Here is a 23,574-nt window from a genome sequence, read left to right on the forward strand (position 1 = left end):
TCGTCGTCGAGAGCGTGGATGCTCAACGCCCCCGCCGACGCGCCGTGGTGACCGTGACGGTCGTGAGGCCGTAGATGCGGTGCAGGAACCCGCGCCGCGAGTCCACGGTCTGCAGCCTGGCGATCGGAGCGACGCGGGTCTCCTGCGTCAGCCAGCCGCTGCGCACGAACACCGCGTCGTCGGTGATCTCCCAGCGATGGATGCGGTAGCGCCACCTCGGCATGATCGACACGTGCACGATGGCCACGAGCGCGGTGAGCCCGAGGCCGGCGAGGTGCAGGGGGCTGGTCCAGGCATTCGTGAACAGCATCCAGGCCAGCTGGAGCAGCGTGAAGAGGGTCCAGCCGACGATGGCGTTCCAGGTCCAGAACGGCACGGCCTTGGTGCTCGGCCGTCCGGCCGGCTCGCGCACCATGCGCGAGATCCGGCCGGACGACTCGGAGATGTCGCCGCTGGTCGAGCCGGTCGAGGTCATCTGTTCCCCCAATGAGCGTGATAAGACGAGTGTCACGCCTTGCGCATGTATGCGCGCACCGTGAGCGGAGCGAAGACCAACACGATGACCACGGCGCCGAGCAGCGAGATCCAGAGATCCGCGCCCACGGTGCCGTTGTTGGCGAGGTCGCGCACTGCTGTCACGAGGTGCGAGATCGGGTTGATGTTCACGAACCACTGCAAAGCAGGCACGAGGCTCTTCACCGGCACGTACGCGTTGGAGAGGAACGTCAGCGGGAACAGCACGAGCATCGAGATGCCCTGAACGCTGGATGCCGTGCGCGCGATCACGCCGAAGAAGGCGAAGATCCAGCTGATCGCCCACGAGCACGCGATGACGAGCAACGCGGCCAGCACGACCGGCCCGATGCCGCCGGCGGGGTGGTAGCCGATGACATAGCCGACCACGAAGGTGATCGTCGTGGCGATGGCGTACCGCACGGTGTCGGCGAGCAGCGCCCCGGAGAGTGGAGCGATGCGCGCGATCGGCAGCGACCTGAACCTGTCGAACACGCCCTTGTCCATGTCCTCGCGCAGCTGAACGCCGGTGACGACCGAGGTCGTGATGACGGTCTGCACAAGGATGCCGGGAATGAGCTGCGGCAGGTACCCCGCCACGCTGCCGGCGATGGCGCCGCCGAACAGGTAGGCGAACATCAGGGTGAAGATGATCGGCTGCACCGTCACGTCGACGAGCTGCTCCGGCGTGCGGCGGATCTTGACCAGTCCGCGATACGCCATGGTGAACGTGTTGCGCAGCGTCTGACCGATGCTGGTGCGGTTCTTGAGGTTGCGCTCCGAGGGCGGGGTGATGCGCGCCACTTGGCGCGTAGGTGCGATGGTGCTCATGCGGTCACCTTCTCCTTCTCGGCACCGCTCTCGTCGGAGCCCGGTGCCGTCTCGTTCTGGTCGGCCGCGTCGTGGCCGGTGATGGTGAGGAAGACCTCGTCGAGGCTCGGCTTCTGCACGCTCATCTCGGTGAGGCGGATGCCCGCCTCACGGAACGTGACGAGCAGGTCGGTCACCCGGTCGGGATCGGCCATCGGCGCCGTGATGCGCGCCGCCTCCGGCGAGAGCGTGCCGCGCACGCCGAGCACCCGCTCGATCGCGGTGAGCGCATCCTCGGTGTCCGCAGGGTCCTCGATCCGCAGCTGCAGGGCGGACGTGCCGACAGAGGCCTTCAGCTCGTCGGCCGTGCCCTCCGCCACCACGCGACCGCGGTCGATCACCGCGATGCGGTCGGCCAGCTGGTCGGCCTCGTCGAGGTACTGCGTGGTCAGCAGAATGGTGGACCCGCTGGCGACGAGCTCGCGGATCGTATCCCACATCTGGCCGCGCGTACGCGGGTCGAGACCCGTGGTCGGCTCGTCGAGGAAGATGAGCGGCGGCTGCGCGATGAGCGACGCCGCGAGGTCGAGGCGACGACGCATGCCGCCGGAGAACTTCTTGAGCGGGCGCTTGGCGGCATCCGTCAGCCCGAATCGCTCGAGCAGCTCCACCGCCTTCTCCTTGGACTCCTTGCGGCCGAGGCCCAGCAGCCGGGAGAAGATGATGAGGTTCTCGGTGGCCGAGAGCGTCTCGTCCACCGAGGCGAACTGACCGGTCACACCGATCAGCTGGCGCACGATCTGCGCCTCCTTCGCCACGTCGTGGCCGAAGACGGTCGCGGTTCCCGCGTCTGCCTTCAGCAGCGTGGCGAGCATGTTGATGGTGGTGGTCTTGCCCGCGCCGTTCGGGCCGAGCACGCCGTAGACGGTGCCCGGTCGCACGAGCAGGTCGACCCCGTCGACCGCCCGGTTGCTGCCGAACGTCTTGACCAGGCCGTGGGCCTCGATGGCCCAGTCGGAGCCTGCGCTGTGTCGAGCGCCTTGTGCGCTGGAACGTTGTGCGTTCATGCGGCACTCCCTTCGTGATGGTTGTTTCGTGGTCTGGATTCGAGGATGCTCGTGGCCGCTTTCGCGGCGCTGTCGTGCCGCTTACACGCACTCACGGGCGCTGTCAGCGGCCGCCGGCAACTGTCGGCGGACATCCCGTGGAGATGGAGCGAGGGCGCGGCGGAGCCGCCAGGAGGGCGCACTCGACCGCACGGCGGTCGATGGTGCGGCCGCCGTTCGAAAGGCGTTGGAGTTGTGTGGTGTCTGGTGACTAGGCGTCGGGAGAGGCCGGATCGGAGCCACGCGCCTCGCCCTGCGGTGCACGGGCGGCGCGCTGCGCACCACGGCGCTTGGCCTGGGCCTCGCGCTGGGCCTCGCGGCGGGCATCCTGCATGCGACGCTGCGCTTCGCGGCGCAGCGCCTGGCGTTCTTGGGCGGAGAGGCCCTGGGTGCCGCGCTGCGGTTCGTCATCGGCCACGAGGCGCTCGCGCTCGACCCGGCCGATGAGCGCGTCGCGGTCGACGCCCGCGTATTCCAGAGCTCTGGGAACGGTGCCGACACTCGCCGTGACGATGCCGTAGAGCACGTCGAGCTCGACGCTGCGTCCCCTGCGGCGTCCGCCGACGATCTGCGCCCTGCGGAACACCTCGCGGGTCGAGGACGCCCAGCTCGGCCTGGCGGTGATCGGCCGGCTGGTTGCGCGAACGAGTTCCGGATCGAGCCCGTCGATGCCGACGACGGCCAGAGACCTGGCCGATTCGACCTCGAGCGCGTGATCGAGCGCGTCATGGTCGAGGCCGAAATCGGCCAGCACGGCCGCGGCAATCGAGTCGGGCTCGGCCGCGATCGCGAGCATCAGGTGCTCGGGGGCGACCGCGACCTTGCCGCGGCGCTGAGTCTCTTCCATCGCAGTGATCAGGATGTCGCGAATGGGCTGCGGCAGCCGGTCTTCGCGCCCGTGGGGCATCTCGTCAGCCACGACGCCTCCTCAGGTCGATGTCGGCGTCGGCCAGACGCTTCAGGTGCTTCTTGTGCACGGCCTGCCGGGTGACGCCGAGTGCTTCGGCGACCAGGCCCCAGCTCCAGCCGTCGCGGAGCGCGTTCTCGACCGCGGCGTCTTCGAGCCGGTCCGCGAGGTCGCGCAGGGCGACCACCGCGGCGAGCTCATCGGCGGCGCCGCCGATCGGCGACGGTATGCGTACGGGGTTCATGATTAAGCAACTTAGGTTGCTCTGACGGTCTAGTCAACCTGAGTTGCTTAGCTCACAGCGTGTGTTCAGTCAGGCAACCACGGTTGCCTAACCGTTCGGCCGGCTCCTCTCACCTCGCGGCCCTCGCCCGACCGCACGCGGCGCCACGGTGTGCGTCGACCGGGTGCCCACCGATCGGTGGATGCCCCGCCCACCGATCGGCTGCATTCCAGCGCAGCCCGCAGACACGGCACACGGATGCTCCTACGCTGCCACCGTGAACAGAAGACGAACGACCTGGCGAGTGCTGGGCATCCTGGGACTCGCGCTGACGGTGGCGGGAATCGTGATCTGGGCGGTGGCCAAGGGTGCCATCGATCGGGAGCAGAGCCTGTACTGGTTCACCCACACGCTGTCGTCGAAGGGCTATGCCGACAGCGCAGGCCTGGTCGCCGCGTCGGTCTGGCAGTGGATCGGCGTCGCCGCCATCGTCATCGGCACGGTGACCCTCGTCACCGTCTGCATCGCGGCGGCGGTCTCCGCCGGCGATGGCACGCGCCCGTGGTTCGACATCGAGGCGATCGGTGCCGAGCGGATGCGACACCAGCACCCGGTCTCCCTCACCCAGCTGGCCGCCCTGCACGAGCGCGGCGCGCTGACCGACGAGGAGTTCACGGCAGCGAAGCGCGTGCTGCTCGGGCTGTAGCCCGACCACCTGCTCGAGCCGCGCGATCCACCGTTACCGAATGTTGCGCGACCATGCGGGCCGCCGTCGGCTGCGCCCTACCGTGTAGGCGTGACCAGCATCGACTCCCCGTCGCCCCCGAGATCGTCGTCGCCGCTGGCAGCGACTGCCCGTCGCCACCTCATCGGCACCGACGAGCTCGCGGCGCTCCTGGCCGACGCCGACCGTGCGCCCGGAACGGGGGGCGTGCTGGTCGTGGATGCCACAGTGCTGCAGGTCGCCGGGTTCGACGGGCATCCGGCCTACGTCACAGGCCACGAGCAGTACCTCGTGAACGGGCACGTTCCCGGCGCCGTCTTCGCCGACCTGCTCGAAGAGTTCAGCGACGCCGCCAGCCCGTTCCCCTTCACGCGGCCGACCGCCGAACAGTTCGCCCTTGCCGCCGCCACGCTCGGTGTCGACGCCCAGACCTCGGTCGTCATCTACGACGACGCCGTCGGGCAGTGGGCGTCTCGCCTGTGGTGGCTGTTCCGCTCCTTCGGCCACGACGACGTCGCGGTTCTCGACGGCGGCCTGCGCAAGTGGGCCGCCGAGAAGCGACCGCTGGAGATCGGACACGTCGCGCCGAGCGCGTCGCAGGGCTTCGAGGCATCCACGCGCCACGGTTTCTGGGCCGACAAGGACCGCGTCGACCGGGCGCTCGCCGGTCACGAGCCGGCGACGCTGCTCTGCGGGCTGCCGCCGCGCGAGTTCACCGGCGAGACGGGGCACCGTCCGCGGCTCGGCCACATTCCCGGCAGCCTCAGCGCGCCCGCCTCGCGCCTCGTCGACCGGCAGACCAACGCGTTCCTCGACGACGACGCGCTGCGCGCACTGCTGTCGGATGCCGTCACCTCCCCCGCCCCCGTGGTGACGTACTGTGCGGGCGGAGTCGCCGCAGCCGCCGACGCGCTGGCCCTGGCCCTGCTGGGCCGCGACGACGTCGCCCTCTACGACGGGTCGCTCAACGAATGGGCTGCCGACGAGACGCGACCGCTGGTCGTGATCGCGACGAACGCGGACTGACCGCTCACAGCTCCCGCAGCTGCGCAGTGCGCTCGCCGCCGGCGTCGCCCGTGTTGACCGTGCCCTTCGGCTCGAACAGCAGCGCGCTCGTCTCCTCGTCGGCACGAGGGCAGTGCTCGACGCCGGCCGGCACGACGAAGATGTCGCCCGGCCCCAACTGCACATCGCCGTCGCGCAGCTGGATGGTCAGCCGGCCCGAGTGCACCATGAACAGCTCGTCGGTCTCGGGATGCGTGTGCCACACGAACTCGCCGTGCATCTTGACGACCTTCACGTCGTAGTCGTTCACGCTGGTCAGCCGGTGCGGCTGCCACGGTTCGGTGATGCCGGCCAGCGCCTGATCGATGTTGCGTACCGTCTCGCTCATTCGACCATCGTGGCGCACGGCGGCTCAGGTCGCGTCAACTGAGTCGCGGCAGATCGAGATCGAACGCCAGCACCATCGCTCTCGCCGGCTGCGCCTCCTGGTGCGATGTGTTGGTCATGACCGCACGAGCGAGGTCGCGCGTCAAGACGACGACGAATCCCATAGTGGGATTCGATCGAGGCGATCGCTCCGAGCGGATCACCAGGGCCCGACGATTCAGAGCCGGTTCACCGCCGTCACGCGCAACACGGCCGTGCCCGCTTCGTCCGACGCGTCCAGGTCGACCTCCGCGGCGATGCCCCAATCGTGGTCGCCTTCCGGATCGGACAGAATCTGCCGCACGCGCCAGAGGCGCGACGTGGCGGCATCCGTCTCGTCAACGATGAGCATCGCTGCGCTGCGGGCATCGGCGTCGGTGCCCATGGTGTCGTGCTCGGCGTAGTAGCCGTCGAGGGCCTGAGACCAGGCATCCTCGCCGAACTCGGGGTCGAGCTCGCCGAGCTTGTCGGGGCGGTCGAGCGCGGCCCACTGCACGCGCCGGAACAGCTCGTTGCGCACCAGCACGCCGAACGCGCGGCGATTGCTGGTGACAGTGCGCGGGGCGGGTGGCACGATCGCGGTCTCCTCGGCGAAGCGCGTGGCATCCGGATGCACCAACTCCTCCCACTCGTCGAGCAGGCTGGAGTCCACCTGTCGCACGAGCTCGCCGAGCCAGTCGATCACGTCGCGCAGCTCGTCGTTCTTCGCCTCGTCGGGCACGGTCTGCCTCAGCGCGCGGAACGCGTCGCTGAGGTAGCGCAGCACCACCCCCTCGCTGCGGGCCAGGTTGTAGAACGACACGTACTCGCCGAACGTCATCGCGCGCTCGAAGAGGTCGCGCACCACCGATTTGGGGCTCAGCTCGAAGTCGCGCACCCACGGCTGGCTCGTGCTGTAGACCTCGAAGGACTGCTGAAGGATGCCCTCCAGCGGCTTCGGCCACGACACCTCCTCGAGCAGCTCCATGCGTTCGTCGTACTCGATGCCCTCCGCCTTCATGGCGGCGATCGCCTCGCCACGCGCGAGATGCTGCTGCGCGAACAGCACGGGACGCGGGTCGTCGAGCGTCGCCTCCACCACCGAGACGACGTCGAGCGCGTAGTCGCCGGTGCCGAGGCCGTTCGACTCGGAGCGATCGCCCGTCTCCGCCGAACGCTCGACATCGTCAGCAACGGAGAACAATTCGAACACCGACAACGCGAACGGCGACAGCGGCTGGTTCAGGGCGAAGTTCGGCTGCAGGTCGACAGTGAGTCGCGGGATGCCGTCGCTCCCCTTCTCCACGATCCCCGCCGTCACGAGCGTGCGGTAGATGCCCAGCGCCCTTCGTGCCAGCTCGAGCTGCCGTCTCCACGGCTCGTGGTTGTCGAACACGAGGGTGCGCACGTTGCCGAACACGTCGCCGCCGCGTGCGATGACATTGACGATCATGGCGCTCGTGATCTGCATGTGCGGCGTCAGCGTCTCCGGCTCGGCCTCGATGAGCCGCGTGAACGACGGCTCGCCCCACGAGACGAATCCCTCCGGCGCCCTCTTGCGCACGATCTTGCGCTTCTTCTTCGGGTCGTCGCCGGCCTTCGCGACCGCACGCGCGTTCTCGATGTCGTGCTCGGGCGCCTGCGCCACGACCGTGCCGGCGGTGTCGTAGCCGGCGCGGCCGGCGCGGCCCGCGATCTGGTGGAACTCCCGCGCGGTGAGCTGCCGCATCTTGGTGCCGTCGAACTTGGTGAGCGCCGTCAGCAGCACGCTGCGGATCGGCACGTTGATGCCGACACCGAGCGTGTCGGTTCCGCAGACGACGCGCAGCAGGCCGCGCTGGGCGAGCTGCTCGACGAGCCTGCGGTACTTCGGCAGCATGCCCGCGTGATGCACGCCGATGCCCAGGCGCAGCAGTCGGGACAGGGTCTGGCCGAACCCCGACGAGAAGCGAAAACCGCCGATCGCGGCGGCGATGGCATCCCGCTGCTCACGGCTGGCGACGGATGCTCCGGCCAGCGCCTGCGCCCGCTCCAGGGCGTCCTTCTGCGAGAAGTGCACCACGTAGACGGGGGCCTTGCCGGCATCCAGCAGCTCGGCGATCGTCTCGTGCACGGGCGTCAGCGCGTAGTCGTAGTCCAGTGGCACCGGACGCTCCACGCCCGTGACGGCGACAGTCTCGCGGTGCGTGCGGCGCGAGAGGTCGTCGGCGATGCCGCTCACGTCGCCGAGCGTGGCGCTCATCAGGATGAACTGGGCGCGCTCGAGCAGGAGCAGCGGCACCTGCCACGCCCAGCCGCGATCGGGGTCGGCGTAGAAGTGGAACTCGTCCATCACGACCTGGTCGACAGGGGCATCCGGGCCGAGGCGCAGAGCGAGATTGGCGAGGATCTCCGCTGTGCAGCAGATGATGGGCGCGTCGGCGTTGACCTGCGAATCGCCCGTCATCATGCCGACGTTCTCGGCGCCGAACGTGTCGGCGAGCGCGAAGAACTTCTCCGAGACGAGCGCCTTGATCGGCGCGGTGTAGAACGTGCGCCTGCCCTCCGCGAGGGCCGCGGCGTGCGCGCCGACCGCGATGAGCGACTTTCCCGTGCCCGTCGGCGTCGAGACGATCACGTTCGCGCCGGAGACGATGCCGATCAGCGACTCCTCCTGCGCCGGGTAGAGGCTGATGCCGCTCTCCTCGACCCACTCGACGAAGACGTCGAACACGTCGTCCGGCGAGTCGAGTCCGCGCACGCGTTCGTCGAGCCTGATCCGGTCGTCGAGACGGATGCTGTCTGCCGGGCTCACCTGCCAAGGCTACCGATCTCAGCCGCGAGAGCTGTTCGCCGTGCGGCCTCGCACGATGCCGATGAACGTGTCGATGCGGTACTGCTCGGAATCCGTGCGGCCCGGCGCGGGATCGCTCAGCCACGCCAGCGCGATGCGGGTCGGCTCGGCGTCGGCGACCGGGCGTGCCACGAGGTCGCGCCTGGCGTGCAACCTCGCCACGGACTGCGGCAGCACGATGCTGCCGACACCCGCTGCAACGAGCGCGAGAGCGTCGTCCACGGCCGGGTCGAACGGATGCACCGGCCCGGCGAGTTCCACCACCTCGGCCTCCGTCACCTCGTCGGCGGCGGCGATGGCGTGGTCCTTCGGCACGACGACCACGGCGCGCTCCTCGTACAGCGGGATCGCGTGCAGCCCGTCGCGGTCGATCGGCAGCCGCACGAGCGCCATGTCGGCCTCGCCGCCGCGCAGCACGCGCTCCTGGTCGGGTTGCTCGACGAGGACGAGGTCGAGCGGAACCCGGCGCATCCTCTCCCCCCAGATGCGCGCCCACTTCGCCGGTGTCACGCCACGCACGTACGCGAGCCGGAACGGCATCGGCCCTGTGCGGCGCTCCGCACCTTCGGACGCCTGCCGTTCCGACACCATGTCGTCTCCCCTCCGGGCCGCCGCGCACGCTGCGCCCGCACAACGCTACCCGTGCTCTTCGCGGCTTCCCCGCTTCCTCCTCCTGATTTGCTGTCGCAACACGCCCTTTCGCGCCGGCATGACGGCCATGTCCGACAGCACTTCCGAGAGCGCATCGAGCGGCTACCGCGAGGCGCCTCGGGGTGTGGCGGCGAGAGGAGCGGCAAGAGGCGGGTTCGTGGATGCGAGGACTGGGCGCGGCGACGCCTACCCTTGAGGGATGAGCGAAAGCCTGCAGCCCGGCCCTGGAGCCATGAAGCCCGAGACGGCGGCCAAGAAGCTCGGCGTCTACCTGCCGGCGACGCCGGAGTCGTTCCGCGGATCGGCGATCACGCGCGAGCAGTTCGCCGCGCTGCAGTCGGAGCCGCCGACGTGGCTCGCCGACCTGCGTCGCGACGGCCCCCACCCGCGCGACGTCGTGGCGCGCAAGCTCGGCGTCTCCACGAGCGGCCTCGCCCGCGCGGGTGTGACAGATGCCCTCACCACCGAGCAGATCCGCGAGCTTCTCGCGGCCCCGCCGGAGTGGCTCGTGCGCGAACGTGCCACGCAGGCGGCTGTGCGCTCGGAGAACACCCGGGTGAAGCAGCAGCGTGCCCAGAAATCGGCCCGTTCGGACAAGACCGCGCGCGGAGACCGCAGGGCCTGATCGGCTCGCCCGAGCCCCGCCCTGCGCACCACGGGCTCCGGCAAGGGGCGGTGCGACTACGCGCTCGCCCGATCCATGCCCGCCAGGTACACGGCCTCGGTGCGACTGGTCGCGCCGAGCTTGCGGAGAATCGCTGACACGTGCACGCTTGCGGTCTTCGTGCTGATGTAGAGCCGCTCGCCGATCTGCTTGTTGCTCAGTCCCTGGGCGATGAGTTCCAGCACCTGCCGCTCGCGTTCGGTGAGCTCCGTCGCACGCGCCCGGGCTCCGTGAGCGCCGGCGCGATCGCGCGACGACGTGGGATCGATTCCGGCACGCCGCTCGAACTCGTCGAGCCAGCCGACGATGAGGCCGGCGCCGAGCTCATCGGCGAGGCGTCGCGAGTCGGCAGCCGCCTCCTGTGCCGAAGCGCGATCCCCCGTGAGCACGAGCGCCTGGGCCAGCCGCAGCCTGGTATACGGCGCGAGGTGGGCGGGAGCCGTGGCGAGATCGGATGCCGCCACCGCGCGCTGCCAGGCACCGGCATCCGTGCCCTCGTCGGCGAGTTCCGCCTCGAACAGCGGCCCCCACACCGGCTCCGTCGGCCAGTCGCTCGCGGCCGCCAGCACCGCGCGCAACGTGGACTCCGCGGAGTCGAGATCGATGTGGTCGACGGCGTCCCCCGAACGCTGCGCCGCGGCCCCGGCACGCAACAACGTGAGCGTTCGCGCGGCGTCGGCGAGCAGCGGCAGGTCGTAGGCGCGCATGGACTGGTGATCGCGCAGCAGCACGCTCACGGCGCGCCACGCGCGCTCCACATCGCCGAGGGCGAGCGCGAGCTCGGCTTCGACGCGGCTCACACCGAGTCTCGACTGCTGCTCGATCTCGGTCTGCACGCGCATCATCGGCGCCCACGACCGCCACAACTCGTCGGCGGTCTGCAGCTCGCCTTTCCAGGTGAGCAGCCACAGCTTGATGCGCTGCAGGTGAACCCGGAATCCGGGTGGCGGGTTGAGGCCGAGTGCGGGCTCGAGCAGTGCGAAGGCCTCATCCCAGCGTCCGAGCGCCGAGAGCGGTTCGACGGTGTTGGAGGCCAGCATCACGCCGCTGGTGCGTTCCACACCGAGGCGCCGGGCGCGCTCCACACCCGCGTTGCCGATCTGCACGGCGTCGGCGTACCGACCGATCAGGTACATCACGTCAGAGCTGTTCACGCGGTAGCGCAGCATGGCGCCGTCGCGTGTGGCCGCGAGCGTGGCCGCCTCGTCGAGCTCTGCCAGTCCCTCGTCGATGCGCCCGAGGCCGACCAGGGAGACCCCGCGAATGTTGTGCGCGATCGACCTGCGCGACAGCGAGCCGGCCTTCTCCGCCAGTTCGAGCGCCTTGGTGGCGGTCTGCACGGCTTCGTCGTACCGCGCTTCGAGCATGAGCCTGCCCGCGAGGTCGCCGACGACGGCCGACGCGGTGTCGGAGCAGGCGTCCGGGGCCAGCCCGGCGAGCGCCTCCTCGAGCAGCGTCGTCGACCCGGGGCGGGAGAGTGCCGCAAGGTAGCGCGCTTTGTCGACCAGCAGTCCCGCGTGCTGCTCGGCATCGGCGGGATCGCGCTCCGCCATGGCCGCGTCGATCAGGACGAGCGCCCGCTCGGTGTCACCCGCGTCGCGCCAGGCGGCCGACGTGTCTTGCAGGAGAGCCACGTGGCTCATGCCTGCGACCTGCTCAGGCGCGGGCAGCTGTTCCCACAGCTCCAATGCGCGCTCTCCCATGCGTGCCGCCCTGGCGAAGGCGTACGACGCCCGCGCCTCCCGCATCGCGACCAGCGTGGCGGGAAAGGCCCGCACCGCATCGTGCGCCTCCATGCGGTGCTGCGAGACCTCGTGCGCGACCGGCCTGCCCGTGCTCGCGAGCGACTCGAGGGCATCCGCGTAGGCCGTATGGTAACGAACCCGTTCGCCGGGCAGCACCTCGCCCAGCACCGCGGCACGCACGAGAGCGTGCCGGAAGTCGTAACAGGCGTCGTCGATCACGAGCATGCCGCCGTCGACGGCCTCGCGAACCCCGCGCTCCAGTTCATCGGCGCTGCCCGAATACACCGCCTCGAACAAACCGTGCCGCACGCACCCGCCGCCCACGGCGAGCATCCTCAGCAGCTGCTGCGTGCCCTCGCCCTGCCTGTCGTACCTGGCCAGCAAGAGCTCGCGCAGCGTCTCCGGCAGCATCGAACCCGCGGTCGAGCCTTCGCCGTCGCGCCCGGCGCCCGCCAGCTCCTCGACGAAGAACGGCACGCCCTCGCTGCGCTCGAAAAGGTCGTCGATCAGGGCGTCGTCGATCGGGCGGCCGCTCTCCGTGGCATCGTCCTCTGCGCCCGTGTCCACGGCGGCGATCGCCGCCACCTGCGCGGCGACCTGATCGCGCGTGAGCCGGTTCAGCTCCCAGCGCGTGAGTCGCCTCGATCGCTCCAGTTCCGGCAGCACGGGGCGCAGCGGATGCCCGCGCAGAATCTCGTCGCTGCGATAGGTGACGACGATGAGGATGCCCGACCCCGCCAGCATGCCGACGAGGAAACGGAGCAGCTCGATCGTCGATCTGTCGGCCCAGTGGATGTCTTCGATCACCAGCACGAGCCGGCGCTCGCGCGCGGCGTTCTCGAACAGCACCGCGATCAGCTCGTAGAGGCGCTCCGTGCCGGTGCGCGGTGGCACGGCCGACTCCGACGCGAGCTCGGGCAGCACGACGGAGAGCACGGCGCGCGCCGGACCAGCGAGCTCGAGCAGCGCGTCGGTGCCGATCTCCTCGGCCAGCTCGCGCACGATGGCCGTGAACGGCGCGTACGGCGCACTCTCCGTGCCGATGTCGACGCACTTTCCGACGAGCACCAGGGCGTCGCCGCCGATCTCCCGCGTGAACTCCGCCAGCAGACGGGTCTTGCCGATGCCGGCTTCGCCCCCGACGGCGACGGCGCGCGGCTCGTCGGCGCTGCGGGCGAACTCGTCGCGCAGCGCCGCCAGATCGGCTTCACGACCGATCATTCGGGGGCTGCTGATCGGGGATCTCACGGGGTCAATGCTGCCACCGACCCCCGACATCCACGCCGCTGCCCCCGAGGCCGCCGCCACGTTCATTCCGCGGGCCGTCGAACCAGGGGTGACGGTCACCGCGCGGCGGCGTGCCGCAGGGATGCCGTGGCACGGTGAGAGCGTCCGCGACGCTCGGACACGACATCCGCGCCCGCGGCGTCGTCGGCCAGTCGCTGCCGGGTGATCTCACGCTGCGCGCGAAGTCGCTCGAGCTCGTCGTAGGTGCGCTGCCGGTCGGCGTTGAGCGCGTTCACCAAGGCTTCGTTGTACATCGTCTGTCCCTCTTCCGCTTCGTTCTACAGACGATGTTCGTGACTAAGGTAGGCACCCCGGATCGGGCGGATGCCTTATCTTTCGAGCGCCAGGCATCCCGGCACCTCAGACATCACCTCAGGTGCTGCATCAGACGCCGCCTCGGGCCTCGGCTGAGGCCCCCTCGGCGACGGCGGCGACGGGCCGCTCGCGGCGTCAGGCTCCGGCGAAGAACGCACCCACCGCGCCGGCCAGCGACACCGGGTCGCTGACATGGCACAGCTCGCGCGCGGAGTGCATCGACAGCAGCGGCACTCCGACGTCGACGGTGCGAATGCCCAACCGGGTGGCGGTGAGCGGCCCGATGGTCGTGCCGCACGGCACGTCGTTGTTCGACACGAACTCCTGGTACGGCACGTCGGCGGCGGCGCAGAGTCGGGCCCACAGCGCCGCTCCGTGCGCGTCGGTGGCGTAGCGCTGGTTGGCGTTGATCTTCAGCAGCGGGCCGCCGCCGGCGATCGGCCGGTTCGCCGGGTCGTGCTTCTCCGCATAGTTGGGGTGCACTGCGTGACCGGCGTCGGCCGACACGCACCACGAGGCCGCGTACCTGCGCTGCTGCGCCTCGTCGTCGGAACCGTAGGACCGTGAGATGCGCGTCAGCACGTCGTGCAGGATCGGCCCGTTGGCTCCCGAGCGCGACTCCGACCCGAGCTCTTCGTGATCGAACGCCGCCAGCACGCTGATGTGCCCGGAGGCCGGCTCCGCCCCATCGCCGGCAGCGGTGAGCAGCGCGTGCAGCCCGGCGAACACGGAGCTGAGGTTGTCGAGCCGAGGGCTCGCGAACAGCGAACCGTCGCGACCGAACACGTGCGGCGGCTGAGTGTCGACCGTCACCAGGTCGTAGCCTGCGATGTCGGATGCCGCCACCCCGCTCTCGCGCACCACCTCCGCCAGCAGGTCGGCGGCGTGCGACTCGCCGACGCCCCAGACGGGCTGTGTGTTGCGCTGCTTGTCGAGCACCAGTCCCTCGTTGTTCACGCCGCGGTCGAGGTGGATGGCCAGCTGCGGAATGCGCAGCAGCGCGCCCGAGCGCACGAGGTGCTCCGTGCCGTCGGACGTGACGATGCGGCCCGCGAGTTCGAGCTCACGGTCGAGCCACGAGTTGAGCAAGGGTCCGCCGTAGACCTCGACGCCCGCCTGCAGCCAGCCCGCCGTGCCAGTGGTCGGCTTCGGCTTGAGCTTGAAGCCCGGCGAGTCCGTGTGCGCGCCCAGGATCCGGAACGGGGTGTCGGCGTCGGCGTCAGCCGGCGCAACCCAGGCCACGACCGCACCGTCGCGCACGAGCACTCCGCGTTGCGGGCCGCCCGAGGCGGGCGAGGGCCAGGCATCCCCCTCGTCGATGCGCTCGAAGCCCGCGGCCTCCAGCCGCCTGGCCACCTCCGCGGCCGCGTGATAGGAGGAGGGGGACGCCTGAATGAACGCGGCGAAGTCGTCGATGTACTCGGATGCCATGACTGCCATGCTCGCATGCGGCGCGTCTTCGGGGCACCGGCCTTAACCTCTCGACATGACCTCCCTCTCCCCCGAAGCACGCGACCTGCCGCTCACCACGATCGACGGCGAGACCACCACGCTCCACGACTTCGACGGTCAGGCGCTCCTGATCGTCAACGTCGCCTCCCGCTGCGGCCTCTCGCCCCAGTACGAGACGCTCGAAGAGTTGCAGAAGACCTACGGCGACCGCGGATTCTCGGTGCTCGGCTTTCCGAGCAATCAGTTTCTGCAGGAGCTCGGCAGCGAAGACGCCATCAAGCAGTACTGCTCCACCACCTGGGGCGTGACGTTCCCGATGTTCGAGCGCGTGAAGGTGAACGGCAAGTCGGCGCATCCTCTGTACAAGGAGCTGAAGAAGACGCCGGATGCCGACGGCAAGGCCGGCCGGGTGACGTGGAACTTCGAGAAGTTCCTGGTGACGCCCGACGGCGAGGTACATCGATTCCGGCCTCGCACGGTGCCCGACGCCCCCGAGGTGATCGCGGCGATCGAGGACGCCCTGCCCCGCGCCGCCGCCTGAGCCGCGTCGGCTCCGACTGCCGCGGGCCGAGCGTCGGGGATGCTCCCTGGCACGTCTGACGCTCAGGCGCGACACCGTAGGCTGTCGGTCGTGAAAACCCTTCTGACCGCAGGCATCGTGCTCGTGGTGCTCGGCATCGCGACGGGCTTCGCGCACCAGGTGCTCGTGGCCGTGATGACGGGTCTGCCCACCGGCGGCATCGGCTGGATGCAGGCCACCGGCTTCGTGCTCGCCGCTATCGGCGCGGTCATGATCGGCGTGTGGATCGGCAAGCGCCGCGCCGCGAAGCGCGCCGCGCAGCAGGACTGACGCACGATCGGGTCGGCGCCGCGCGCGCCCTTCGGCCTCTCGATATGCTGACGCCTGGCCATGAGTACCGTCAGCGTCGTCATCCCGTCCCTCAACGATTCGCGCATGCTGCGGCAGTGCCTGGCCGACCTCGCCGCACAGACCTCTCTGCCCGACGAGATCATCGTCGTCGACAACGGCTCGACCGACGACACGGCCCAGGTGGCGGTCGCAGCCGGCGCGATCGTGGTGAACGTGCCGGAGCGCGGCGTGCTCCGCGCGACGGCCGCGGGGTTCGACGCCGCGCGCTTCGACGTCATCGGACGCCTGGATGCCGACTCCCGACCCGCGCCAGACTGGGTCGCGCGCCTGCGCCAGAGGTTCGACGCCGACGCGACGTTGATGGCGCTCACCGGGACAGGCACGTTCTACGGATGCGGTCCCGTGCTGAGGGTCATCGGCAAATACGTGTATCTCGGCGGATATTTCGGCTTCATGGGATCGCTCGTCGGCCACCTGCCGTTGTTCGGTTCGAACATGGCGCTGCGGCGCGTCGCCTGGCTCGCCACGCGTGATCGTGTGCATCTGCACGACCCGCACATGCACGACGACCTCGACATCAGCTTCGTGATCGAGCCGAGCCTCGGCATCGAGTTCGACGGCAGGCTGCTGGTCGGGGTGTCCGCCCGACCCTTCACCTCGTTCGCCGGGCTCGAGCGTCGCGTCACCTGGGCGTTCCACGATGTGCGGGTCAACATGTCCGAGGTCAGCTGGCCGCGTCGCGTGTGGCGAGGCTTTCGCGGCCGTCGTGCCCGCCGCCGCGATCGGCGGATCAACGCCGAAAGTGCTCGAGCAGCGCGGCAGTGAGCTGATGCGGCGCCGTCTCATTCGGAGTGTGGCCGGTGTCGAACACGACGATGTTCGCTCGGATGCGCTCCGCGTACGCACGGTGCGCGGCGACGGGCCAGATGTCGCCCTTGCCGACGGCGATCAGCACCGGAACTCCCGACGCTCGCAACTCCGCATCCAGGTCGGGCACGTGCTTCATCAGCTCGATGATGTCGTCGACGCTCGATCGCCGCGTCAGTGCGAATCGCTCCCGCACGAACGCGAGCCGCTCCCGCGGAGATCGGTTGAAGTTCATGCGAACACCCCAGATCAGCAGACCTGCGCCGACGTGCGCCGACATCGGCCCGCTGAACGGGCCGAGCACCTTGAACCCGCGGAAGGACTGCCCGGCCAGTGGCGGCGACGACATCAGCGTGAGACTCTCCACCAGCTCTGGATGCCGCGCGGCGACGACGGAGGCGACCGTGCCGGCGAACGAGTAGCCGAGCAGATGCACCGGCGCCGAGCCCGCCCGGATGACGGCCAGGAGGTCGTCCACGAACAGCTCGAGCGTGTAGCGGTCCAGCGGCGGGTGGAGATTCTCGGGCCCGGCGGCGTGCGACTCGTACTGGCCGGCGAGATCGTAGGACTCGGCGCGGTAGCCGGCATCCGTCAGCAAAGGCAGCATCAGGCCGAAATCCTCCTTCGACCCGGTGGCACCGGGAACGAGCAGCACGCGGGAGCCGTCGGCGGGCCCAAGGCTGAGGCGGGCCAGCACACCGCTCGGTGCGGCCACCGTGTCGCGCACGGCACCGGACGGTGCCGCCGCCCAGTCGGCGACTCGCAACGAGGCATCGAGGCGCCGTTCCGGGTCTGTCCGGCCGTCGTCTCCTCTCACTCCGTCCCCTCGACCAGCGTGATGAACGCACTCAGTTCGGCGACGCCCTCCGGCCGGTGCGGCAGGTGCTCGGTGAGCTGCGGCGAGTAGACGACGTACGCCGCCCATTTCGCCCGTGAGACGGCGACGTTGAGCCGGTTCTTCATGATGAGAAAGCCCATGCCGCGCGGGGCATATTCGGCTGACGACGCGGCCAGCGAGACGATCGCGAGCACGGCCTCCCTGCCCTGGAACTTGTCGACGGTGCCCACTCGCACCTGTGGATGCCCCGCCGCGGCCAGCGCCTCGTGCACGCAGGCCAGCTGCGCGTTGTACGGGGTGACCACGATGATGTCGTCGTCGGTCAGCGGGCGCTCGGCGCCGCCCTCGCGCCACGTCGAGCCGAGCACGGACTCGACGATCTCCACCACACGCTGCGCCTCGGCGGGCGACTCGGTGGAGTCACCGTCGTGGTGCACGGGAACGGGGTGCAGGCCCGCCGCGACGGCGTCGAGGTGGCGAGTGGCGGCATCCGGGTGCGCGCGCAGCCTGCCCTCGTACGACAGCGTCGAGACGGGCGCGGCGAGTGCTGGATGCATTCGCCTGGTCTGCGCCAGGAAGTAGCCGAGCTCGGCGGGCAGCACGTCGTGTCCGGCGCTGATCCACCCGAGCGCCGACTGGTCGACGGGCTCGGGATGCAGCCCCTGGCTCACCTGCGGCAACTGCTGCGGATCGCCGAGCAGCAGCAGGTTGCGCGCGGCGACGGCCGCGGCGGCCGTGGAGGCCAGCGAGAACTGGCCGGCCTCGTCGATGACGAGCAGGTCGAGGCTGTGCACGGGAACGCGCGCCGGATTGGCGAAATCCCACGCCGTTCCGCCCACCACGAAGCCGCTGTCGGCGTGCGCGAGCGCGAAGTCGAGCTGACCGTCTTTATCGAGCACCGTGTACGGGCAGTCGTCGTCGGGCTCTGTACCCGTCTGCGGAACCTTGCCCACCAGCTCGGCGTCGAGTCCCGCGGTGGCGGCGACCGAGGCGAGCAGATGCTCGACCACGGCGTGCGACTGCGCCACCACACCGATCTTCCAGTGCCGCTCGCGCACGAGCGAGGCGATCACGTGGGCGCCGAGGTAGGTTTTGCCGGTTCCGGGAGGGCCTTGCACCGCGAGGTAGGAGTCGTCGAGATCGGCCACCGTGCGTGACACCGCGTCGACGAGCGTGTCGTCGGACGCCGCCTCCACCCGCTGCGCCACCGCGTCGCCTCTGGTGCGCGGCGGGACGCGCCGCAGCAGATCGGTCACGGGATCGTGCGGCCACTCGGGCGTGGCGTCGACGATCGACTGGCACCACGACTCGATGGCCTGCTTCTGCCTGCCGGGCGAGGGCGGTGGCCCCGGTGTGATGGCGCTCGGCATGGTGTCGTAGGCGGGAACGGCATCCGCCCTCGTCTCCTCGACCAGCGCCCAGTCGTCGCCGACCCCCACGAGCGTCACCGAGCGAGTGTTGCGAGCCCCCGGATCGCCGCGCCCCGCGGGGAACGGGCCGGGAAACTCGTACAGCAGGTAGGCACCACGACCCGCCTTGACGGTGCTGCCAGGGCCGAACTGCCCGTGCAGCCGCAGCACGCGTCGATCGGAGCGCTGGCCCTCGTCGCGGTACCAGTCCCGCTCGAGCTCCGCTCGTTCGACGACGAGCACGTCCCTGGTGTTCGCCCACGCCTCGACCGGGTCGACCAGTCGGGCGAAGTGCGCCCACCAGAAGCTCTTCTGCTCGCGCTTGTGATAATCGAGCGCGGCGGCGGCGAACGCCGCTGCGGTCTCGTCGTCGGTGCGGAGGCGCGTGGCATCCGCACCAGCGGCGTGCGGCTCCGCAGACTCTCCCGCTCGTGCCAGCAGGTCGTCGCGCAGCGTCGACGGTTCCAGTTCCGGCACCTCACGTTCGGGAGCAGGCAGACCGATCGGCACACCGGCATCCGCGGCCCGCTCCAGCAGCCAGTCCCGCAACCGCAGCGTGGAGACGCAGTCGTAGCGGTTGTAGGCCGCGATCTCGTCGAGCCTGTGCCGGCCCTCTTCGACCTCGCCCGCCATGAGCAGCGCCCTGGCCGTCGCGTACTCCTCGATGGAGGTGCCGGCATCCTGCACCTCACCGGAGCGCAGCTCGTCACCCATGTAGAGCGGCTCGAGCTTCTTGATCGAGTACGATCTCGAGCCCACTCTGATGGCCTTGCGCACCAGCGGGTACAGATCGACGAGCACGTTGTCGCGCAGCAGGTCGTCGACCTCGTCTTCGCCCACGCCGTGCCTGGCCGCGAGGTTGAGCAGGTGCGTGCGCTCGTACGACGCGTAGTGGTAGATGTGCATGCCGGGATGCTCGGCCCGCCGCCTGGCCACATCGCGCAGAAAGTCGATCAGCGCCTGCCGTTCCTCGGCGAACGTGTGCGCCCAGAACGGCTGGAACTCGCCGTCGGTCTGCACGACGCCGAAGAGGTAGTCGATTCCCCACTGGCCGTCGTCACCCTCGGTGTAGAGCGGGTCTCCCTCGAAGTCGAAGAAGATGTCACCGTCGTCGGGTGTCGGCAGCGCGGCGAGCGCCGGTGCGTTGTACACGACGACGGGAGGCGGGCTCCCCGCCTCGGCCGCCAGCTGCAGCTGAGCCTGCTGGCGCAGCGAGGCGATGGTGGAGGGTGCGACCCTGTCGACCTCGAGATCGTCGCTCGACGCTGCGAGATCCTCGATGGTGCGGATGCCCGCCGCCACGAAGCGCGGCCGTTGCGTCACCCGCAGCCCGGCGGTGAGCAGCACGTCGCGGTTCGCCTCGACCTCCGCGGCACACGTGTCGCACCGGCCGTCGGCGACGAATCTCTCGTCCCCCCAGCGCACCGCCTCGCCGTCGGCGAGGTGTTCGCGCACGATGGCGTGCAGCCGGGCGATGCGCTTGCGGTAGACGGGCAGGATGTCGTCGAGCCGATGCGTGCTCACGCTGCCGTCGCCGAGCAGCAGCCGCACGTCGGGCGACGGCTCGATGCCGATGCGCTCCAGTTGCAGCGCGTACGCGGCCACTTGGAGCAGCGCCGTCACCTTGGCGCGCCGGGCGAGCTTGGTGTCTTCGACCGTGTACCGGCCGTCGGATTCGCGCACGATGAAGTCGGCATAGCCGACGAACGCCACGGCGGTGCCGGCCTCCGCCCCGTCCGGCTCGTGCAGCGGGTCGAAGAACACGCCCTGGTACACGACGGGTGCGCCGGCACGGAACGCCTCTGCCGTGGCCGCAGCGGCCTCAGTCAGTCCCGCGACGTCGGGATGCTCCGGCCGCTCGAATCGTGCGACACCCTCCCCAAAGCGTTCGACGTATCTGTCGAGCACGCGCCGCTCGTGCTCGTCGCCGAGCCGAGAGGTGCGCTCGAGCATGGCATCCGTGGGGCGCGCGACCTCCGGCCCCCAGCCGAGACGGCCGTCGAGCCGGCGCAGAAAGTCGAACTCGCACGTCGAGGCCGTGGTGAGGTCGCTCGGGCTCAACACGATGGTGGCGTCGGAGAGCAGGAACATGCTGCAACGCTAGCTCGGGCCTCCGACGCCGCCTCGGACCCGGGTCAGCGACCTCCCTCGATGCGACGGCTCCGCTGCTGCAGGCCGGGGGCGCCGTACGGGTACGGCTCGACGCGAGGCTCGCTCGCCTCGTCGAGCGCCGCGAGCTGCTCGTCGCTCAGTTCGAGGTCGACCGCGCCCAGGTTGTCCCTGAGCTGCTCCACGGTGCGAGCGCCCAGGATCACGCTGGTGACCGCCGGCCGGGACAGCAGCCAGGCCAGCGACACCTGCGACGCCGAGGCGTCGTGCACGCCGGCGATCTGCTGCACGGTGTCGAGGATGCGCCAGGTGCGCGGATCGTCGTTGCGCGCCCTCCAGGCCTCCATGCCCCGCTCCGGGTCCTCACCGAGCCGCGTCGCGCCGCTCGGCGGCACATCCCGTGTGTACTTGCCGCTGAGCCAGCCGCCTCCGAGCGGCGACCAGGGCAGCAGGCCGACGCCGGCGTCAAGGGCGGCGGGCACGATCTCGTGCTCGATGCCGCGAACGATGAGGTTGTACTGCGGCTGCAGCGTCACGGGCTGTTCCCAGCCGTGCGCCCTGGCGACGTGCACGGCCTTGGTGAGCTGCCATGCGGTGAAGTTCGAGAAGCCGTAGTAGTGGATCTTGCCCGCGGAGATCGCGTCGTTCAGAAACCGCAGCGTCTCGTCGATCGGGGTGAGGGCATCCGACGCGTGCAGTTGATACAGGTCGATCGTCTCGACGCCCAGCCGACGCAGCGATGCGTCGAGTGCGCGTGAGAGGTGTCGCCGCGACAGGCCGAGATCGTTCGGGCCCTCGCCCATCGGGAATCGTCCCTTCGTGGCGATGACGACCTGCTCGGCCTCCGTGGGATGCGCCGCCAGCCAGCTGCCGACGATCTGCTCGGAGGCTCCGTGGGTGTAGACGTCAGCGGTGTCGATGAGGGTGCCGCCCGCCGCCACGAACGTGTCGATGATGGCGTGCGACGTGGGTTCGTCGGCCTCGTGGCCGAAGGTCATGGCGCCGAGGGTGAGGGCCGAGACGGCCGTTCCGCTGCGTCCGAGTGTGCGGTACTGCATGATTCTCCTGCTCGTCGATCCTTGTCGGTGGATGTCCATGGTCATCGTGGCCATCCGGTGATCTGTTCGTAGTGCGCGATCTTGTGCTCGATGTGCTCGAGCGCGTCCTGCTGGCGACGCAGGTCCTCCAGCACGCGCTCCCGGTGAGCGCGCAGCATCTGAAGCCGAGCGAGCTCCGTTCCGACGCCCAGCCTGGCGAGCTCGACGAACTCGCGCACCGTGCGGATCGGCATCGCCGTCTCCCGCAGGCACTTGATGACGTCGATCGACTCGAGGTCGCCGTCGGTGTAGACGCGGCGACCGCCGGCATCCCTGCCGACGGGAGAGAGGATGTCCGCACGCTCCCAATAGCGCAGCGTCTCCGCGGAGACGCCCAGGCTTTCGGCTGCCTGCGAGGGTGTCAGAGTGGTCATGACTCCATGGTGTGACCCGGAGTGCGCTCCGGGTCAAGTCCGGAGACGAATCGATTCGTATCCGGTGGCCCGGCTCACACCGGAAGGGACTCCGACTCGTCTTCCAACGCCGCCTCGTCGACGCCCCCGGCGGTCGCCGCACGCAACTCGCGCGTCCAGCGCGCGAGACCGTAGACGCACAGCGCGAGGAACGCGAGAAAGAGTACGGCGTTCAGCCACAGGCCCTTGGCGAAGTACAGCGGAACCGACACCGCGTCGACCACGATCCACACCCACCAGTGCTCGATGAGCTTCCTCGCCTGCGTCCAGGTGGCCAGCAGCGATGCGGAGAGTATGAACGCGTCGGGCCACGCCGCCGCCGAATCGGTCTCGGTCGTGAGCAGGAAGGCGACGACGACGGTGCCCAGCGCCGTGAGCACCACCCCGTACGCGATCTGCCGTCCCGTGGCGCGCCGGATGAGCAGCGGGCCGGCACCCTTCGGCCGGCGCCCCCACGAGAGCCATCCGTAGACGCCCAGCAGCACGAAGACCACCTGCAGCGCCGCATCCGCGTAGAGCCCCGTACCGAGGAACAACGCGAGGAACGCGAGATTGTTGAGGATGCCGACCGGCCAGCTCCACAGCCGCTGGCGCGTCACACCGACCAGGCACAGCGCCCCCGCGACGAAACCGATCACCTCGACGACGGTGACCTGCTGCCCGAGAACGGTGAACAGCACGGAGTTGAGCCAGTCGAGCGGGGCGGACATGGCGGCCTTTCTCGACACGGGCAACGGGGGGGGCTTCACCATTGTGCCGTCATCGGGTGTCACGGCACCTGCCACGACGGCGATCCTGACCAACTCCTCGACGAATCGTTATGCGGTCGCGATGAGATCCGACCACGGTCACGGCTTGGTGCGAGAGCCCGTTGCGCCACGCGACGCCACCGATTCGCACGGGTCGATCCCTCGTCGTACCCTTGTCGAACATCAGGCACGAGCACGACGACGTCAGCGCCACATGATCGGCGCGGGGAGGGGCAGCGGATGAGTCACCAACGGCATCCGATGAGCCTCGAAGTGCTGCGCCAAGAGGCCAGGGACGAACTGGCGGCGGTGATCGAGTTCCGGTGCCGGCTGGGCGACGACCCCTGGGACTTTCTGCCCGACCTGCCGAGTGTCGACGAGCAGGTTGTGCTCACCCTGCGCGAAGACACCATCGAGGCGCACGGCCTCGGCGAGGCGCGCTCACGTGCCTACCACCCGTCGGCCGCGCGCGAGGAGCGCGAGCGCTTCGAGTACCAGCTGCTGCGCCGTGTGGCGCTCGATCATCCCGAGCTCACACCTGCGGTGTGGGGCATGCTCGGCAGGCTCAACGCGGCCTGAGC

Annotated in this window: 24 protein-coding genes; 7 read left to right on the plus strand and 17 right to left on the minus strand. The window is 69.9% G+C overall.

Features of this window, described 5'->3' with window-relative positions; translation table 11 throughout:
- Positions 1-22 precede the first annotated feature (22 nt).
- The 5 genes from FPZ11_RS06970 to FPZ11_RS06990 all read right to left on the minus strand — a co-directional run bounded on the left by FPZ11_RS06970 (position 23) and on the right by FPZ11_RS06990 (position 3,580).
- Entirely contained in the window at positions 23-475 is a 453-nt protein-coding gene (locus FPZ11_RS06970) for a PH domain-containing protein (protein ID WP_210415973.1), read from the minus strand.
- A 32-nt stretch (positions 476-507) separates the two neighbouring features.
- Entirely contained in the window at positions 508-1,344 is an 837-nt protein-coding gene (locus FPZ11_RS06975) for an ABC transporter permease (RefSeq protein ID WP_146319530.1), read from the minus strand.
- On the minus strand, positions 1,341-2,390 hold the full coding sequence (locus FPZ11_RS06980) for an ATP-binding cassette domain-containing protein (protein ID WP_146319532.1): 1,050 nt from the start codon (positions 2,388-2,390) through the stop codon (positions 1,341-1,343). The genes FPZ11_RS06975 and FPZ11_RS06980 overlap by 4 nt, the downstream gene beginning before the upstream one ends.
- Positions 2,391-2,640: 250 nt before the next feature.
- Complete coding sequence (locus FPZ11_RS06985; protein WP_168203757.1) at positions 2,641-3,348, minus strand: Clp protease N-terminal domain-containing protein; 708 nt, start codon at positions 3,346-3,348, stop codon at positions 2,641-2,643.
- Positions 3,341-3,580: a hypothetical protein gene (locus tag FPZ11_RS06990; protein WP_146319534.1), complete on the minus strand. Its 240-nt coding sequence runs from the start codon at positions 3,578-3,580 to the stop codon at positions 3,341-3,343. The genes FPZ11_RS06985 and FPZ11_RS06990 overlap by 8 nt, the downstream gene beginning before the upstream one ends.
- Before the next feature lie 256 nt (positions 3,581-3,836).
- Here FPZ11_RS06990 and FPZ11_RS06995 point away from each other — a divergent pair, with 256 nt between their 5' ends.
- Together FPZ11_RS06995 and FPZ11_RS07000 are read left to right on the plus strand one after the other, a co-directional pair.
- Complete coding sequence (locus tag FPZ11_RS06995) at positions 3,837-4,265, plus strand: SHOCT domain-containing protein (RefSeq protein WP_168203758.1); 429 nt, start codon at positions 3,837-3,839, stop codon at positions 4,263-4,265.
- Positions 4,266-4,355: 90 nt separating this feature from the next.
- A complete protein-coding gene (locus FPZ11_RS07000) occupies positions 4,356-5,309 on the plus strand; it encodes a sulfurtransferase (RefSeq protein ID WP_146319538.1) in 954 nt (317 codons plus the stop codon).
- A 4-nt stretch (positions 5,310-5,313) separates the two neighbouring features.
- On the opposite strand, the gene FPZ11_RS07005 is transcribed toward FPZ11_RS07000, so the two are convergent.
- The 4 genes from FPZ11_RS07005 to FPZ11_RS07015 are packed head-to-tail and all read right to left on the minus strand — an operon-like array spanning position 5,314 to position 9,117.
- Positions 5,314-5,676, minus strand: a complete 363-nt coding sequence (locus tag FPZ11_RS07005) for a cupin domain-containing protein (protein ID WP_146319539.1) — start codon at positions 5,674-5,676, stop codon at positions 5,314-5,316.
- A gap of 34 nt (positions 5,677-5,710) precedes the next feature.
- Complete coding sequence (locus FPZ11_RS20070) at positions 5,711-5,839, minus strand: hypothetical protein (RefSeq protein WP_302849663.1); 129 nt, start codon at positions 5,837-5,839, stop codon at positions 5,711-5,713.
- A gap of 53 nt (positions 5,840-5,892) precedes the next feature.
- Positions 5,893-8,469, minus strand: coding sequence for a DEAD/DEAH box helicase (locus FPZ11_RS07010; protein ID WP_146322762.1), 2,577 nt, complete (start codon positions 8,467-8,469; stop codon positions 5,893-5,895).
- Between the two features lie 36 nt (positions 8,470-8,505).
- Positions 8,506-9,117 (minus strand): LysR family transcriptional regulator substrate-binding protein, encoded by a 612-nt coding sequence (locus FPZ11_RS07015; protein WP_210415974.1) that lies wholly within the window; start codon positions 9,115-9,117, stop codon positions 8,506-8,508.
- A gap of 259 nt (positions 9,118-9,376) precedes the next feature.
- On the opposite strand from FPZ11_RS07015, the gene FPZ11_RS07020 reads away from it, so the two are divergent.
- Positions 9,377-9,802 (plus strand): DUF5997 family protein, encoded by a 426-nt coding sequence (locus FPZ11_RS07020; RefSeq protein WP_246846576.1) that lies wholly within the window; start codon positions 9,377-9,379, stop codon positions 9,800-9,802.
- 56 nt (positions 9,803-9,858) lie between these two features.
- On the opposite strand, the gene FPZ11_RS07025 is transcribed toward FPZ11_RS07020, so the two are convergent.
- The 3 genes from FPZ11_RS07025 to FPZ11_RS07035 all read right to left on the minus strand — a co-directional run bounded on the left by FPZ11_RS07025 (position 9,859) and on the right by FPZ11_RS07035 (position 14,628).
- A complete protein-coding gene (locus FPZ11_RS07025) occupies positions 9,859-12,807 on the minus strand; it encodes an ATP-binding protein (protein WP_146319541.1) in 2,949 nt (982 codons plus the stop codon).
- A 122-nt stretch (positions 12,808-12,929) separates the two neighbouring features.
- Complete coding sequence (locus tag FPZ11_RS07030) at positions 12,930-13,127, minus strand: hypothetical protein (RefSeq protein ID WP_146319543.1); 198 nt, start codon at positions 13,125-13,127, stop codon at positions 12,930-12,932.
- Positions 13,128-13,323: 196 nt separating this feature from the next.
- The gene (locus FPZ11_RS07035; protein ID WP_146319545.1) at positions 13,324-14,628 is read right to left on the minus strand and encodes a M18 family aminopeptidase; all 1,305 of its coding nucleotides are present in this window, start codon (positions 14,626-14,628) and stop codon (positions 13,324-13,326) included.
- 46 nt (positions 14,629-14,674) lie between these two features.
- On the opposite strand from FPZ11_RS07035, the gene FPZ11_RS07040 reads away from it, so the two are divergent.
- The 3 genes from FPZ11_RS07040 (at position 14,675) to FPZ11_RS07050 (ending at position 16,336) form a co-directional block, all read left to right on the plus strand.
- Entirely contained in the window at positions 14,675-15,181 is a 507-nt protein-coding gene (locus FPZ11_RS07040) for a glutathione peroxidase (RefSeq protein ID WP_146319547.1), read from the plus strand.
- Between the two features lie 90 nt (positions 15,182-15,271).
- Positions 15,272-15,490 (plus strand): hypothetical protein, encoded by a 219-nt coding sequence (locus tag FPZ11_RS07045; protein ID WP_146319549.1) that lies wholly within the window; start codon positions 15,272-15,274, stop codon positions 15,488-15,490.
- A gap of 60 nt (positions 15,491-15,550) precedes the next feature.
- Positions 15,551-16,336, plus strand: a complete 786-nt coding sequence (locus FPZ11_RS07050; RefSeq protein WP_146319551.1) for a glycosyltransferase family A protein — start codon at positions 15,551-15,553, stop codon at positions 16,334-16,336.
- On the opposite strand, the gene FPZ11_RS07055 is transcribed toward FPZ11_RS07050, so the two are convergent.
- From FPZ11_RS07055 to pnuC, 5 genes are all read right to left on the minus strand, one after another.
- Positions 16,302-17,195, minus strand: coding sequence for an alpha/beta fold hydrolase (locus FPZ11_RS07055; protein ID WP_246846577.1), 894 nt, complete (start codon positions 17,193-17,195; stop codon positions 16,302-16,304). The genes FPZ11_RS07050 and FPZ11_RS07055 overlap by 35 nt on opposite strands.
- A complete protein-coding gene (locus FPZ11_RS07060) occupies positions 17,192-20,716 on the minus strand; it encodes a TM0106 family RecB-like putative nuclease (protein ID WP_146319555.1) in 3,525 nt (1,174 codons plus the stop codon). The genes FPZ11_RS07055 and FPZ11_RS07060 overlap by 4 nt, the downstream gene beginning before the upstream one ends.
- Positions 20,717-20,760: 44 nt before the next feature.
- Positions 20,761-21,792 carry an aldo/keto reductase gene (locus tag FPZ11_RS07065; RefSeq protein ID WP_146319557.1) on the minus strand — a complete coding sequence of 344 codons (1,032 nt, stop codon included), beginning with the start codon at positions 21,790-21,792 and terminating at the stop codon, positions 20,761-20,763.
- A gap of 41 nt (positions 21,793-21,833) precedes the next feature.
- The gene (locus FPZ11_RS07070; RefSeq protein ID WP_146319559.1) at positions 21,834-22,205 is read right to left on the minus strand and encodes a MerR family transcriptional regulator; all 372 of its coding nucleotides are present in this window, start codon (positions 22,203-22,205) and stop codon (positions 21,834-21,836) included.
- 74 nt (positions 22,206-22,279) lie between these two features.
- The gene (gene pnuC, locus FPZ11_RS07075; RefSeq protein ID WP_146319561.1) at positions 22,280-22,954 is read right to left on the minus strand and encodes a nicotinamide riboside transporter PnuC; all 675 of its coding nucleotides are present in this window, start codon (positions 22,952-22,954) and stop codon (positions 22,280-22,282) included.
- Positions 22,955-23,233: 279 nt separating this feature from the next.
- On the opposite strand from pnuC, the gene FPZ11_RS07080 reads away from it, so the two are divergent.
- Entirely contained in the window at positions 23,234-23,572 is a 339-nt protein-coding gene (locus FPZ11_RS07080) for a hypothetical protein (protein WP_146319563.1), read from the plus strand.
- Positions 23,573-23,574: the final 2 nt, after the last annotated feature.

The sequence above is a fragment of the Humibacter ginsenosidimutans genome (genome assembly GCF_007859675.1).
Lineage (GTDB): Bacteria > Actinomycetota > Actinomycetes > Actinomycetales > Microbacteriaceae > Humibacter > Humibacter ginsenosidimutans.

Coding starts and splice junctions, on each gene's coding strand:
- FPZ11_RS07015 (WP_210415974.1), bottom strand. CDS start 9,117: ATGGTGTCGGAACGGCAGGCGTCCGAAGGTGCGGAGCGCCGCACAGGG.
- FPZ11_RS07060 (WP_146319555.1), bottom strand. CDS start 20,716: ATGTTCCTGCTCTCCGACGCCACCATCGTGTTGAGCCCGAGCGACCTC.
- FPZ11_RS07030 (WP_146319543.1), bottom strand. CDS start 13,127: ATGTACAACGAAGCCTTGGTGAACGCGCTCAACGCCGACCGGCAGCGC.
- FPZ11_RS07065 (WP_146319557.1), bottom strand. CDS start 21,792: ATGCAGTACCGCACACTCGGACGCAGCGGAACGGCCGTCTCGGCCCTC.
- pnuC (WP_146319561.1), bottom strand. CDS start 22,954: ATGTCCGCCCCGCTCGACTGGCTCAACTCCGTGCTGTTCACCGTTCTC.
- FPZ11_RS07070 (WP_146319559.1), bottom strand. CDS start 22,205: ATGACCACTCTGACACCCTCGCAGGCAGCCGAAAGCCTGGGCGTCTCC.
- FPZ11_RS20070 (WP_302849663.1), bottom strand. CDS start 5,839: ATGGGATTCGTCGTCGTCTTGACGCGCGACCTCGCTCGTGCGGTCATG.
- FPZ11_RS07035 (WP_146319545.1), bottom strand. CDS start 14,628: ATGGCAGTCATGGCATCCGAGTACATCGACGACTTCGCCGCGTTCATT.
- FPZ11_RS07080 (WP_146319563.1), top strand. CDS start 23,234: ATGAGTCACCAACGGCATCCGATGAGCCTCGAAGTGCTGCGCCAAGAG.
- FPZ11_RS07040 (WP_146319547.1), top strand. CDS start 14,675: ATGACCTCCCTCTCCCCCGAAGCACGCGACCTGCCGCTCACCACGATC.
- FPZ11_RS06980 (WP_146319532.1), bottom strand. CDS start 2,390: ATGAACGCACAACGTTCCAGCGCACAAGGCGCTCGACACAGCGCAGGC.
- FPZ11_RS07005 (WP_146319539.1), bottom strand. CDS start 5,676: ATGAGCGAGACGGTACGCAACATCGATCAGGCGCTGGCCGGCATCACC.
- FPZ11_RS06975 (WP_146319530.1), bottom strand. CDS start 1,344: ATGAGCACCATCGCACCTACGCGCCAAGTGGCGCGCATCACCCCGCCC.
- FPZ11_RS07050 (WP_146319551.1), top strand. CDS start 15,551: ATGAGTACCGTCAGCGTCGTCATCCCGTCCCTCAACGATTCGCGCATG.
- FPZ11_RS07020 (WP_246846576.1), top strand. CDS start 9,377: ATGAGCGAAAGCCTGCAGCCCGGCCCTGGAGCCATGAAGCCCGAGACG.
- FPZ11_RS06970 (WP_210415973.1), bottom strand. CDS start 475: ATGACCTCGACCGGCTCGACCAGCGGCGACATCTCCGAGTCGTCCGGC.
- FPZ11_RS07025 (WP_146319541.1), bottom strand. CDS start 12,807: ATGATCGGTCGTGAAGCCGATCTGGCGGCGCTGCGCGACGAGTTCGCC.
- FPZ11_RS06990 (WP_146319534.1), bottom strand. CDS start 3,580: ATGAACCCCGTACGCATACCGTCGCCGATCGGCGGCGCCGCCGATGAG.